Genomic DNA, 14,091 nt, shown 5'->3' on the forward strand with positions numbered 1-14,091 from the left:
GATCCCAAATATTCATCTATTGGCAGATTTAATAACTTTCAAAACCTATCCACAAAAATAAAACACGACACCTTTTGTCACATTAAGCCTATATATTTGTGGTAGAAACTTAGCAAAAAATGATTTTATCATACAGGATATACATTAATTATAAAAGATGAGAAGGTTTTACGGAAACCCTGAAATAAATAATTATAATAGAAAAAATAGAGCTCTCTGTGGAAGACAAGAAGGTTAAAACACTTATAATAGAGAAGAATATTTATTATACATAAAAAGAACCTAATAAAACATTATAAACGCTTATCCATTATTATAAAATTAAAAATATGAATTATAGTTTTAAAAAACATGATTGGGATGGTACAACTGTTTACGGTGTGGAATCATCTGATAAAAAAATTTTGAGCAATTTTGGTAGTTGGGGATGGACACCAGTCAAGATTCAAAATATCATAAATGGCGTTGAAGCATCCAAAATAAAGGCTTATGGAAAAGAATACAATTGGTCGTCAGAAGAATTAGAGCTTTATGCTAATAAAAAAGGGGTTTTGCTTATAGATATGATGGCACAAAGGGCTGGACAAAAAGATCCCAGTTCATCTACATTAAAACTTTCGCACAATGAAATTTTAAAATTTTTGAACGATTTTAAAATTTTTGTAGAAAATAATTAAATAATAACTTATCCACAAAAATAAAACACGACACTATTTGTCGCATTAAGCCTATATATTTGTGGTAGAAACTTAGCAAAAAATGATTTTATCTTACAGGATATGCATTAATTATAAAAGATATGGAATACAAAGTAATATATCGAGATGAATATTATAATCAACATTATCCTAAAATAGTTTCTAATGTTAATATTTTACATCCTTTGGAAATAAGTTGGCATTATGAAAATAAAATATTTAGTTTACTTTCTTCATCTGACGATTATATAGGAAATGCATATGTATCGGATAATTTTTTAATAATTCGTTATACAGAAAATTCAAATACTCTTCATTTCGCTAACAATTTAATTGTTTATAATTTGAATAAAGAAATAATTCATATCATTCCACCCCCAAAACCTAAAAAATGGTCAAAGAGCAATTCAATATACTCCTTAGGAGATAAAAAAATTATTGAAGGAAAAGAACATATTGCTGTTTCAATTTTTAAAGCTGATTATAATGATAATCATAGTGGGCAAGAAGAGATACATTATCTAAATTTAGAAAATTTAGAATATCATCCTTCATATTTTGAAAGTCATTATGATTCTGGAAGATAGTTAAAACTCAAAAAATCTTTCCACAAAAATAAAACACGACACCATTTGTCGCATTAAGCCCATATCTTTGTCTTACAAAATTAGATCATGAAAAAAGATTTTTACCTGACAAGATATGCCTTAATTATAAAAAGATTAGAAAGTTCTCCGGCTACCTATTCGCAGCTGGAGGACTATCTTCTCAACTCATTCGAATTTCAGGATGCGGGAATCAAGAGCTACTCTATTCGTACCTTGCAGAGGGATATTCGTGAGATTTCGGATCTTTTTAACCTTTCCATTCATAACAAGAAAAAGGGTGATAATCGATATTATATTGAAAGCCGCCCCACAATGGAAGTGGATGAATACAATCAAAAGCAACCCCAGCAGGAAAAGGATTAAATAAAGCTACAAATAATAAATTCAAACCTGTTGATATAGTAATTACTGAAAAAAAAGTGACAATGTTTTGGATAAAAAAATAATATTATGAAAAAAATAACTATCAAACGAGAGTACAATCAAGGGATTACAATTCTTAAAGTGTTATCATATTTTAGAGATAAAAATATAATTCAATCAATTGAAGAAATTGGAAATTATCTAGATTCATATGAAAAGTATGATAAGGTAGAAATTAATGGAGATTCTGATAAAATTAATTTAGTAATTGAAGAATTAAATGAATATGGAGTTATTTATGAAGTTAATTAAACTTATCCACAAAAACAAAACACGACACCGTTTGTCGCATTAAGCTCATATATTTGTCTTATAAAATTCATCCATGAAAAAAGATTTTTACCTGACAAGATATGCCTTAATTATAAAAAGATTAGAAAGTTCTCCGGCTACCTATTCGCAGCTGGAGGACTATCTACTCAACTCATTCGAATTTCAGGATGCGGGAATCAAGAGCTACTCTATTCGTACCTTGCAGAGAGATATTCGGGAGATTTCCGATCTTTTTAATCTTTCCATTCATAACAAGAAAAAGGGTGATAACCGATATTATATTGAGAGCCGCCCCACAATGGAAGTAGATGAATACAATCAAAAATTACTTGAGTCTTTTCAGGTAAGCAACGCCCTGAATCTTCATCCGGATTTCTCAGATTTTATCTTTTTTGAAAGCAGAAAACCTACGGGAGTTGAGAACTTTTATGATCTATTTTTCGCGATCCGGAACAAGAGAATTGTTTCTTTCGAGCATTACAATTACAAAAACAAGTTGATGACTTCCCGAAAAGTTCATCCGTTGGCATTGAAAGAATCCAAAGACAGATGGTACCTCATCGCGATCGATACAAAGGATAAAGCTTTAAAATCATTCGGTTTAGACAGGATTAATTATCTGGATGTGAGCGACAAAAAGTTCCGGGAAAAATACAATTACAATTTCAGGGAACATTTTAAAAATGCTTTCGGAGTCATGAATCTTACCGAGCAAAATCCACAGAAAATTGTTCTGAAATGCAGCCGGCATCAGGGAGAATATATCAAAAGTTTTCCTCTACATCAGTCTCAGAATTCAATAAAAGAAACACCGGAAGAAATCTTTTTTGAGTTTTTTTTGCACCCTACCTACGACTTCATGCAGGAAATTCTTTCTTACGGAAAAGAAGTGCAGGTCTTAGAACCGAAAGGTTTAGTTGATGACATCCGCAACCATCTGCAGGAGTCTCTGAACCGTTATCTGGAAAGCTAAAAAGTTTCGCCCGGTTTCATATTTTTTGATTACATTTACATAAATATATCAAAGTGAAATCACTAATTCTTTGCCTTTTTTGTCTTATTTCTTCTTTTTGTTTTTCACAACAGACAGAGGAGTTTAAGAACGTAAAGAACTATTACAACCATCACCGCGTTCTGATTAATAATGAATTTCAGAAAAAATACAGAACCGAGCCCAATGTTGCTTCCAAAGATGCCATCAAGAAAGATTTTTTACTTTTTATGAAAAAAATGGACAGCATAGAAAATGTAGCATTAATCGGAGCTTTATTAAAGGTAAAAAATCTTGAAGATCTCAATAAAATTCAGACCAAAACATCCACTGCTGAAAATCAATCGGATATGGTCACGACCACTGATAAGGCAGCAGATTATCCCGGCGGAATTAATGCGCTGAGACAGGAAGTTGCCAATCTTTTTTATTCTGATGGAGTGTATGCCGAAGAAAAAACCGTAAAAACCGATGTTGCTTTCATTGTAGAAAAAGACGGAACCATCAGCAATGTTCATGCTCAGGGTAATAATTTTACATTCAACAGACAGGCGGAAATTGCCCTGTACTCGATTTCGGAAAAGTTTTCTCCCGCTACCCTCAAAGGAAATACGGTGAGATATCACTTCAGACTTCCTTTAACGATCAATCTTGAATAAATAAATGTTTACCGACGAATATTTCATGAAGATGGCTCTCAATGAAGCCGAAATTGCACTGGAAAAAGATGAGGTTCCCATCGGTTGTGTGGTGGTTTCCAACAATCGGGTCATTGCGAGGGCGCACAATCTTACCGAAACATTAAACGACGTCACAGCTCATGCAGAAATGCAGGCCATTACTTCTGCAGCCAATTTTCTGGGCGGAAAATACCTGAAAGATTGCACGTTGTATGTTACTTTGGAGCCTTGCGTTATGTGTTCCGGAGCCCTTTCGTGGGCGCAGATTTCAAAGGTGGTGATTGGGGCGAGAGACGAGCAGAGAGGTTTTATTAATAAAAATCTCAGCCTTCATCCCAAAACAGAAATTGTTACCGGAATTATGGAAAATGAATGTTCTTCAATCGTAAAAGAATTTTTTAAATCTAAACGCTAATTAACTTAAGCGCTGGAAAGAACTCAATTGATAGGAGAACAATGTCACTTCGAGTAGATTTTAAAAAAAATCGTATCGAGAAGTTGAGTGATTAAAATTTAATTAAATTTTTTCAAAACAGAATACAAAGCAATATCGAAATATTTTCCATCTTTTTTAATATGCTGATGTAAAATCTCTTCTTTTTTCATTCCTATTTTTTCCATGATTTTTCCTGAGGCAGGATTGTGAAGAAAATGAGTCGCAAAAATTTTGTTGAATGTTAATTCTTTAAATCCAAAATCAAGAACGGCTTTGGCTGCTTCTGTAACGAACCCCTGATTCCAATAGGTTTTTGCCATCCAATATCCCAATTCGGCCTTCCCTTCTCCTCTATCGTGAAGTCCGATTGCCCCGATTATTTTTTCATCTTTATCACGAATCGCAAATGTAAATCCCGAACCTTTTTCAAAAGCTTCTTTTGACATTTTCAACCAAAATTCAGCATCTTCCTGACGGTAAGGATACGGAATATTAGAAGTAAGATCAGAGAAAATTTTATCCTGCAGATAATCTACAACAAAAGGAAGATCTTCCTCTTTCAATTGAGAGAGAATCAATCTTTCTGTTTCTATTTTTGGGAAGTTGTGCATTGTGTTGAGGTTGAAACGAAGGTTAAGGCTGAGGTTGAGATTTAACAGCATTAAATTTAGCCTCAGCCTCAGCTTTAACCTTAAATTATAAATCTTTTCCTAAAAAGTACAGTCCTTTCAGTGTATGAAGCCTGTCCATAACGTGGATTTTATCTGTTAAAGGTTTGTAGACATGGGAAACTCCGCCTGTTGCTACGACAAAACAATCGTCTTTTACCTCTTCATTTATTCTGTCGATAAAGCCTTCCACCATTCCTAAAAATCCGTATACCATCCCGCTTTGCATGCAGGTAACGGTGTCTAATCCCAATACTGTTTTTGGTTTTTTCAACTCGATTTCCGGAAGCTGCGCGGTCTGACTAATCAATGAATTCAAAGCGGTCACAATCCCCGGAGCAATGATAACACCTAAAGTTTCGCCATCTTCCGCCACACAACTCGCTGTAAGTGCCGTTCCGAAATCCAGAACAATTTTCTTTCTGTTCGGATACATATTGTGGGCTGCAACGAGATTGGCATAAATATCAGTTCCCATCTGTTTCGATTTCGCGGCCACTCCTGAAGGTGTGTTCCGATCGACAATCACAGGAAGAATCCCATGAATTTTTTTAATCGCCGAACTCATCACTTTCGTAAGCTGGGGTACCACCGAACCGATAATTATTTTACTGATCTCCTGAGGCTCTATTTTATAAGTTTGATACAGCATCAGCATCTGAGCGTATAATTCGTCTGCCGTTCTGTAAGGTTTTGTATTGATCACCCACGAAATATCACAATTATCATCATCAAAAAGCCCAAATCTGATATTGCTGTTTCCTATGTTTATTACGATTGAATTCATTTATTTACTTTCAAAAGAAATTTCACTTATTCATCGAAATGAAATTCTATATTAATTTAAAAGTTTAAAATTAATGATTTTAATAAAAAACACCTTCAAAATCAATCAAATTAAATTGACTTTCTAAAATTATTTATCTTTTAAAAACAAATTCATTACATTTAAAAATTCAAAAATCATTAATCAATTTCCATGAAAAAACTTGCCTTATTATTGCTTTTCCTTTTGAGTGTTCATTCTTTTGCGCAATCTGCTGAAACCATCAGGACATTATTTCAAAAGATGAAAAAAGATGCCAATATCGATAAAAATGACAAAGCGGTATACAATCTTCTCGATGAATTTTACAATAAAAGTTTGCAGGCAGACAATGATGAAATGACTGCTGAAACGGTGGAAAAAATCCAAATGCTGGCTTCTGATAAGAATACGAAAAACCTTCATATTTTAATGCTTTTCCTCATGTATCAGCAGCACATCAGCCAGACCGCAATGGTGGGAAAACCTTCTAATCCGGAATTTCAGATTGAAACGATGAGGTTATTGGAAGATGAAACCAAAGATGTTTACGGAAAAATTCCGGCCATTATTTATATTTACAAATATGAAGCATTAGACAGCGGAAAAGAAGAAGATCAGGCAAGAGCAACGATCGCTCAGGGATTGAAAGAATATCCCGATTCTGTTCCATTGAAAGTGTACAGCTATCTGAATACAAAAGATGAAAAAATAAAAAATGACCTTATTAAAAACCACGCCAATCACTGGATGGTAAAGCAATTCGAAATACAGTAATTCGGTGTTAAAACTTTTTTAAAGAAAATTCTTTCTTATTTTCAAAACAAGTCGTTCGTTTGCAACCAAAAAAACTTATCCTATTTAGTATTATTTAAATTAGCACATTAGTTTCTTTAATCACATTTATGGGAAGTATAATTACATTTACTAAATAAAATAACACACTTACACATTTATAGTATCTAATTATATGATACAATCATAAATTTGATAACAATACGAACAGTATTGACCAATAACAAGCTAAATAATTTATTATGAAAAGTTTAAAAAAAATACCGAGAGCATCTTTAAAGGCTATTCAAGGAGGACAAGTATATTGTCCCATGCCTAGTGGCATCCCAGCAATATGTCCGGGAACTGTTTGCCCTGCCAATCCATGTCTGAACGTCAATTGTATCGTATCAGCTCGTGATTGCGGTTCACCATGGTAATAGGTTAAAACTTTCTCAATTTTCAATACAAGAAAGGAGTATGTTTTTCATACTCCTTTTTACTTAATCATTTCACTTCCACAAAATTATCCTCAAGATTCACATCCGCCAGTCTCTGGCTGAAATCAATTCCCAGAACGGACAATTGAGATTTTGTATAAGGAACCGTAATGGTATATTCCTTCTGTGTCCAAGGCCAGTAAGGCATTGTTTTAAATTCTCCGTACGCATCTTTTTCTTTCCAGGTATGCGTCATATTCATCGGAATCTGATAGGTAACGATTTTTTTATCGGTTGTCATCACACTGAAATCAATCGGCATCGGAATTTGCCCGTTATTCACAAGAGTGATGGTGGTAGATTTGGCTTCATATTTTACATCTTTTATTCCATAATCGATCGTTTTTGTAGTGTTGATCCAATAATTCTGGAACCACTTCAGATCCATCCCCGAAACTTTCTGAGCGATATGTAAGAAATCCCTGTCAGAAGGATGCTTCATACTCCACTGATCATAATATTGCTTTAATGTTTCGGCTAAGTTCTGCTCTCCCATGATGTAGCCCAACTCCACCAGATACAACTCCCCTTTCACATAAGAAGCATAGGTGTAAGAATTTCCGTTATCGTGATGATCGCCTAGCCAAACTGCAGGTTCTTCAATTCCTTTTTTAATAAAATTTCTGTAGGCATTCAAAGAATTGGCAAAAGGATTCGGAAGGTCTTCCGGAAAAAGCTGAGACATGACATACGTTTCTGCATAGCTTGTAAACCCTTCATCCATCCATGGTCTCATCGATTCGTTGGTGGCGAGCATTTGCTGATACCATGAGTGAGCGCCTTCGTGAGCCATTAAACCCATCAATCCGTTAATATCTTTAGCTTCGCCCAAAATCATCGTACACATTCCGTACTCCATTCCACCGTCACCGCCCTGGATGAAAGCGTAGGTCGGATAAACGTATTTCCCGAAGTGGGAATTCATGATTTGGAAATATTTGGTTATGTAAGGCTGAGCCTGCTCCCAAACTTTTGTTTTATCATTATTCTGATACACCAAAAAAACTTTCGGGCCTTGCGGAACATCAAAACTTTTCACCACATAATCTTTATCTGCACTCCATGCAAAATCCAGCATATTTTTCGCGGTCCATCTCCATGTTGCTTTATTTTTTTCGGCTTTAATTTTTGCATTGGCATCATAGCCTTTCACTTCTGTCGGGTTTTCAAGGATTCCTCCGGCTCCGATTACATAATCTTTATTGATTTTAATCGTCACATCAAAATCTGCAAAAGGGGCATGAAATTCTCTTCCGATATAATCAAAAGCTGCCCAACCGTCATAGTCATATTCTGCAATTTTCGGGTACCACTGCGTCATGGTCATATCAACGCCTTCCTTGTTATTTCTTCCGCTTCTTCTGATCTGTTGAGGAATTACGGCATCCCAGTTCATGGTGAAAGTTGTGGTTGAATTTGGCTTAATCGGTTCTGCCAAATAGACTTTCATAATCGTCTCCTGAATTTCAAATTTTAAATCTTTTCCGTTCTGCTTAATCCAGTGGATATTTTGCGCTCCTTCTTCGTTTTTCGGAATGGAAGCCAATCTAGAAACTCCATCTTTTTGCAATCTTGAATCACCGTTTTTTCCCTGACCCGCCACTCTCTGATCCATCATGGAATTGGGTTTAAAAGCATTCCAGTACAAATGGAAATACACGACATTGAGCTCGTCCGGTGAATTGTTGGTGTATTCTAGCGTTTGATTTCCCTGATATGTAAATTTTTCAGCGTTCACATCAATATCCATCTTGTATTTCGCACTCTGCTGATAATAAGCTCCTTGCTGGGCCTGAAATTGAGAAATAATAAATGCAAATAAGATTGCAACCGATTTTTTCATTTAAAATTTATTTTTTTTAAAGATAAGTAATTAAAATAATAGCTTCAAATGTGGAGTTATTTTGTTTAAACACTACGATCACAAATATTCACACCAATTCAGACACAAATAAAATTCGCGTTATTCGTGAAAATAGTAGTGTAATTTGTGTTTAGTTCAGTAACTTTTTAATCAAAGTAATTTGTCCTAAATGATAATAAGCATGCTCAATCATCCCGTCGATATTTCTTAGATATGTTCCATATTTTTCATCAACAAAAACTTCATTCATTTTAGAATCGGGCATTTGTTCTAATAAGCTTGCAAACTTTTTAGCGTCATTCCAAAGCTTATTTAAAAGTGTTTCCCATTGTTCCTGAGATTCAATCGGAGGAAGATCGAAGCTGTATTTATCTTTTATTTCTAAATTACCGCCTTCAAAAACATTCACCAATCCTGCGATATAATAATCGATATGAAAAGTAAGCATGGCAATGGTGTTTAAAGTACCAATTTTTGTTGTTGCCTGTTCCCAGGTGACGTCTTTAAGCTGATCTTTAAAATTTGTGTTGGCAATCCAAAGTCCGTCAAGCAACACTTCCCTGAATCTTTTGGCTAATTGTAAAGTTGAACTCATTGTTTTCAATTTTTTTAAAGATAATTATTTTTCAATGAGCCTTGTCAAGGTTTAAAACCTTGACAAGGCTCACCATCCGTTACAAATAAAAAATCCTCCAAGATTTTAAAAACCTTGAAGGATTGTATTTTCAATTTAATTAAAATTAAAAATTATTTTTTAGAAGAAACCTCTTTCTTTCCGCTTTGTAAGATCTTTTCAAGGATTCTCAACGTAATCAGATACGTCGGTTTTACACCTGTAAGGCCTAAACCTCCCGAAGAAAGCGTACTTCCCGTTTCCAAAGGATTATCCGAAGCGTAATACGCATAGCAAACAAATAAATCCGGTGAAATATGATGTCTGATCTTCGAAGCTACCTGAATAGCTTTCTGATAATGAGCACCTTCCATTTCAAGACCGATTGCTTTCCATGACGTGTTCATGAAATAAGAGAGAATATCTCTGTTCTGAAGCGATGTTCCCAACACGGTAATCATCGGGCCTTCGAAAGCTTTCAATTCATCATCTTTAAAATCATCCAGTTTCAAGGCATTTTCAAAAGGATAATTATCAGCTGTTCCTTCAAAAATATGCGAAGTCGGAATCATAATATCTCCTTTTCCACCGGCAAGAATTCCCGCTTTACCCATGATGGAAACAGATTTTACTTTCATCATGTAAACTTCACCTTTATGTTCGTAAGGTCTTAATAATTCGTCCATTACCTCATAGGCCTGTTCCCCAAAAGCATAATCGAAAACCATGATCACATCGTCTCCGCCAAATTTTATTCCGCTGAATGGAGTATTCTTAAGATTGGTTTTGCTAAGATCAATGATCTGTACATCGATATTACTTCCACTCTTGTCATTAATATAGATCATCCCTTCTTCAAGGGCATATTTAGAAACCTTGTCGCGAAGTTCTTTTTTATCGGAAATTTCCCCGTACAGTTTATAATCAACTTCTTTGGGATCTTTTTTCTTTAAGGCATCGTTGGCGTACAGCATATTTTTCACCGAGTGCATGTTCGCAGAAATAATATGAAGCGGACGCATATGAAGATCATTTTCAAATAAAACTTCTTTCACTTTATTGGCCCATTTTTCACCGAAATAGTGATGCCCCACTCTTTCCTTTAATATGGCACTGAAATGAATTTCTCTTTCTCTTGTCTGTTTTGCATCTTCCAAACTTACTTTCGCTAAGTTGTAGATGATCTTAAACAAACGGTCAGGGTTCTTATCATCTCCAAAAGTATTGTAAGCGTTCAATGTTTCATCAAAAGTTCTTCCTATTAAAGAAGATAAATGAATCAAAGCAACTTCTTTTTCCTTTCTGCTGAATTTTTTTTCGCCTTTTACTACTTCTTCGATAATTTTAAAAGCGCGTGTCGGTTTCCAGTTTTCATCCTGAATGAAAGCCAGATTGCGAACTTTATCTGCTTCTATAAATAAAAATGTTAAGTGAGTAAGAATATCATAGATCTCCGAACGTCCCAAAAGAACTTCGATATTCATCTGGTGCTCATCGATTCTGTAACAGTTTCTTCTTCTCTTTTTAGGTACAATTGGCTCGAAACTTCCTTTATCAAAACCCTCATCTGATGTAAGATGAATAAAAGCGCATTCTTCAATTCCCTCCGGAAGCCTGTCTAAAACATACATCAAACCATTCAGTTCCAATTTACTTGGAATATTCATGCTTCCATAAATTTCCGGATTGATGGTCTTCAACAAACTTCTGATGCTCTCCCCCGAAACACCGGCAGGTTTAAAAAAACCTCTGTAAAAGAGGTGTCTCATAGAAATATACAATCTTTCAATTGCTTCCGTTGTTTCTCTTGCTCTAGAATTTGTCATAAAATAAATTTCACACAAATATACAAAATCTCCCTGCAACTTATTTTAAGTATCTTTTAATAAACGATTTAACATAATATTATGATTGTGTGTCATCTCTACTGATTTGTCATTGCAATGAGTGAAGCGAAGAAGCAATCTTAAAAATTCATATTTAATATTCTCAATTATAGAAAACACCGCAAAAGGATACAAATCGGGACTAGGAAATGATTCCGTTTAAAACCACCCCGTCAAAAATTTCTTTGAAATTTTCGCCACCCCTCCAAAGGAGGGGAATTCATCCCACCACTGTCATTGCGAGGAACGAGGCGATCTTGAAATATTCTGTTGAGATGCTTTCAGCCTGACAAATAGATAAAAATTATGACAAAAAAAACAATTATTTAATATAGAAGTGTATAATTAAATCGTAAATTGTACTATATATATATTACATAGTAATAAATCCCAAAGCATTCTCAAGCTTTAAACCTTCAATTTTAAACTTTAAACCCATCCTACCCCTCTTAAAAATCAAATCTCTGTTTAAAATTTAGTTAAAATAAAAATCACCCCTTAAATTTTTAGGGTAAAAATATTTTCGATTCATTTTTTTTGTAAATTTGCCCCGTAAAATTAACCTTATTATGTCAACTTTAAGATTCAAAGCGTTAGAAACCTTACCATTTAAGGACTTTAGAAGAGATAACTCCGTTGAAGTTCCTGTAAAATTGTCAGAATTATTCTGTCAGAATGTTTTCTCAGAAGAGACAATGAGAGAATATTTAACAAAAGAAGCATTCCAGTCTATTATGGATGCGGTAAAAAAAGGAACCAAAATCCAGAGACACATTGCAGACCAGGTAGCTGTAGCCATGAAAGACTGGGCTATGAGCAAAGGTGTGACTCACTACACTCACTGGTTTCAACCTTTGACAGGCAGCACTGCAGAAAAGCACGACTCTTTCTTTACTCCGATCGAAGGTGGTAGAGCGATCGAAAGATTCAGCGGAAACTTATTGATTCAGCAGGAGCCTGATGCATCTTCTTTCCCGAACGGTGGTATCAGAAACACTTTCGAAGCGAGAGGTTATACAGCTTGGGATCCTACTTCTCCGGCTTTCATTATGGGAACTACATTATGTATTCCTTCAATCTTCATCTCTTATACGGGAGAAACTTTAGATTATAAAGCACCTCTTTTAAGAGCTTTGAACGCGGTAGACGAAGCTGCAACCAACGTAATGCAGTATTTCGACAAAAACGTAACAAAAGTAACTCCTACTTTAGGTTGGGAGCAAGAATATTTCCTTGTAGATTCAGCATTATACCAATCTCGTCCGGATCTTGTATTAACAGGTAAAACATTGCTAGGACATTCTCCTGCAAAAGGACAACAATTAGATGACCACTATTTCGGTTCAATTCCTACAAGAGTAATGAACTTCATGAAAGAGTTGGAAATCGAATGTATGAAATTGGGTATTCCTGTAACAACAAGACACAACGAGGTAGCGCCAAACCAATTTGAGCTGGCTCCAATGTTTGAAGAAGTAAACGTTGCGGTAGACCACAACTCTTTGTTGATGGACATCATGGCAAGAATTGCTCACAAGCACCATTTCCACATTTTATTCCACGAAAAACCATTCGCAGGAGTAAACGGAAGCGGAAAACACAACAACTGGTCTTTAGCTACAGATACTGGTGAAAACCTACTCAGCCCGGGAAAAAATCCTAAGAAAAACTTACAGTTCTTAACGTTCTTTGTTAACACGATTAAAGCTGTTCATGAATACGCTGACCTTTTAAGAGCAAGTATCGCATCTGCAAGCAACGACCACAGATTGGGTGCCAATGAAGCTCCACCAGCAATTATTTCGGTATTTATCGGAAGCCAGTTGTTCAGAGTGTTGGAAGAGCTTGAAAAAGTAACGGAAGGAAAACTTTCTCCGGACGAAAAAACAGATTTAAAACTAAATGTAGTTGGAAAAATTCCTGAAATCTTGTTGGATAATACCGACAGAAACAGAACTTCTCCGTTTGCATTTACTGGAAATAAATTCGAGATCAGAGCGGTAGGTTCTTCTGCAAACTGCGCAGAATCTATGACGGTAATGAACACGATTGCCGCAAAACAATTAAACGATTTCAAAAAAGAAGTTGATGCTTTAATTGAGACTGGTCTTAAAAAAGACGAGGCGATCTTCAACGTATTAAGAGAATACATCAAGCAGTGTAAAAATATCATGTTTGAAGGCGACGGATATTCTGATGACTGGGCGAAAGAAGCTAAAAAGAGAGGTTTGAACAACTTAAAGACCACTCCGGAAGCGCTTAAGCAGGAAATGGATAAAAAATTCCTTGCGCTTTACGAAGAAATGGGAATCTTCACGCACAGAGAAGTTGAAGCCAGAAACGAAATCAAATTAGAAAAATATTCTACAGTGATTGATATTGAAGCAAGAGTTTTAAGTGATATCGCAAGAAACCACATTATTCCTTCTGCTTTAAATTATCAAAACAGATTGATCGAAAATGTAAAAGGTCTTAAAGAAATTTTCGGAGACAAAGAATTCAAAACATTAGCGAAAGAGCAAATGAGCCTGATCACTAATATTTCTGAGAATGTTTCTAAAATCAAATTAGGTGTTGAAGATCTTATTAAAGCCAGAGAAGCCGCAAAAGCTGTATCTGACAGCCAAAAGCAGGCAGAAGCATACTGTAACAAGGTAAAACCTTTATTCGATGGAATCAGAGATGCATCTGATGATCTTGAAATGATGGTGGATGATGAGCTTTGGCCAATGACAAAGTATAGAGAAATGTTATTTACAAAGTAACATCTGTAAAGTTCCATATTAGTTAAACTCTTCGGTATTTCCGGAGAGTTTTTTTTGTTTTATTAACAGTGCAGAAAATTGGAGTTTTAAAAATTTAACTATGATTA

General features: G+C 35.1%; 14 protein-coding genes. 9 read left to right on the plus strand and 5 right to left on the minus strand.

The features are described from left to right. Positions 1-329 precede the first annotated feature (329 nt). From BMX24_RS13855 to BMX24_RS13885, 7 genes are all read left to right on the plus strand, one after another. Positions 330-677, plus strand: a complete 348-nt coding sequence (locus tag BMX24_RS13855; RefSeq protein WP_089793670.1) for a hypothetical protein — start codon at positions 330-332, stop codon at positions 675-677. 122 nt (positions 678-799) lie between these two features. Continuing rightward, positions 800-1,285: a hypothetical protein gene (locus tag BMX24_RS13860; protein WP_089793672.1), complete on the plus strand. Its 486-nt coding sequence runs from the start codon at positions 800-802 to the stop codon at positions 1,283-1,285. Positions 1,286-1,372: 87 nt separating this feature from the next. After that, positions 1,373-1,669: a hypothetical protein gene (locus BMX24_RS13865; protein ID WP_228404853.1), complete on the plus strand. Its 297-nt coding sequence runs from the start codon at positions 1,373-1,375 to the stop codon at positions 1,667-1,669. Between the two features lie 87 nt (positions 1,670-1,756). Continuing rightward, the gene (locus BMX24_RS13870; RefSeq protein ID WP_089793674.1) at positions 1,757-1,981 is read left to right on the plus strand and encodes a hypothetical protein; all 225 of its coding nucleotides are present in this window, start codon (positions 1,757-1,759) and stop codon (positions 1,979-1,981) included. Positions 1,982-2,054: 73 nt separating this feature from the next. Beyond that, positions 2,055-2,975: a helix-turn-helix transcriptional regulator gene (locus BMX24_RS13875; protein WP_089793676.1), complete on the plus strand. Its 921-nt coding sequence runs from the start codon at positions 2,055-2,057 to the stop codon at positions 2,973-2,975. Positions 2,976-3,028: 53 nt separating this feature from the next. After that, the gene (locus BMX24_RS13880; RefSeq protein WP_228404855.1) at positions 3,029-3,652 is read left to right on the plus strand and encodes a hypothetical protein; all 624 of its coding nucleotides are present in this window, start codon (positions 3,029-3,031) and stop codon (positions 3,650-3,652) included. A gap of 4 nt (positions 3,653-3,656) precedes the next feature. Beyond that, the gene (locus BMX24_RS13885; protein WP_089793678.1) at positions 3,657-4,088 is read left to right on the plus strand and encodes a nucleoside deaminase; all 432 of its coding nucleotides are present in this window, start codon (positions 3,657-3,659) and stop codon (positions 4,086-4,088) included. 98 nt (positions 4,089-4,186) lie between these two features. On the opposite strand, the gene BMX24_RS13890 is transcribed toward BMX24_RS13885, so the two are convergent. Both BMX24_RS13890 and BMX24_RS13895 read right to left on the minus strand, forming a co-directional pair. Next, positions 4,187-4,771, minus strand: coding sequence for a GNAT family N-acetyltransferase (locus BMX24_RS13890; protein ID WP_228404857.1), 585 nt, complete (start codon positions 4,769-4,771; stop codon positions 4,187-4,189). Between the two features lie 34 nt (positions 4,772-4,805). Further along, positions 4,806-5,564, minus strand: coding sequence for a type III pantothenate kinase (locus BMX24_RS13895; RefSeq protein WP_089793680.1), 759 nt, complete (start codon positions 5,562-5,564; stop codon positions 4,806-4,808). Between the two features lie 192 nt (positions 5,565-5,756). Here BMX24_RS13895 and BMX24_RS13900 point away from each other — a divergent pair, with 192 nt between their 5' ends. After that, the gene (locus BMX24_RS13900) at positions 5,757-6,359 is read left to right on the plus strand and encodes a hypothetical protein (protein WP_089793682.1); all 603 of its coding nucleotides are present in this window, start codon (positions 5,757-5,759) and stop codon (positions 6,357-6,359) included. A 504-nt stretch (positions 6,360-6,863) separates the two neighbouring features. Here BMX24_RS13900 and BMX24_RS13905 read toward each other — a convergent pair. The 3 genes from BMX24_RS13905 to BMX24_RS13915 all read right to left on the minus strand — a co-directional run bounded on the left by BMX24_RS13905 (position 6,864) and on the right by BMX24_RS13915 (position 11,159). Beyond that, a complete protein-coding gene (locus BMX24_RS13905) occupies positions 6,864-8,699 on the minus strand; it encodes a M1 family metallopeptidase (protein ID WP_089793684.1) in 1,836 nt (611 codons plus the stop codon). A 151-nt stretch (positions 8,700-8,850) separates the two neighbouring features. Next, on the minus strand, positions 8,851-9,315 hold the full coding sequence (locus BMX24_RS13910) for a DUF1572 domain-containing protein (protein WP_089793686.1): 465 nt from the start codon (positions 9,313-9,315) through the stop codon (positions 8,851-8,853). A 152-nt stretch (positions 9,316-9,467) separates the two neighbouring features. Further along, positions 9,468-11,159, minus strand: coding sequence for a DUF6909 family protein (locus BMX24_RS13915; protein WP_089793688.1), 1,692 nt, complete (start codon positions 11,157-11,159; stop codon positions 9,468-9,470). Between the two features lie 629 nt (positions 11,160-11,788). Between BMX24_RS13915 and BMX24_RS13920 the strand changes: the two genes are divergently transcribed. After that, on the plus strand, positions 11,789-13,984 hold the full coding sequence (locus BMX24_RS13920; protein WP_089793690.1) for a glutamine synthetase III family protein: 2,196 nt from the start codon (positions 11,789-11,791) through the stop codon (positions 13,982-13,984). The last annotated feature ends 107 nt before the right edge of the window (positions 13,985-14,091 follow it).

The organism is Chryseobacterium wanjuense, from assembly GCF_900111495.1.
Taxonomy (GTDB): domain Bacteria; phylum Bacteroidota; class Bacteroidia; order Flavobacteriales; family Weeksellaceae; genus Chryseobacterium; species Chryseobacterium wanjuense.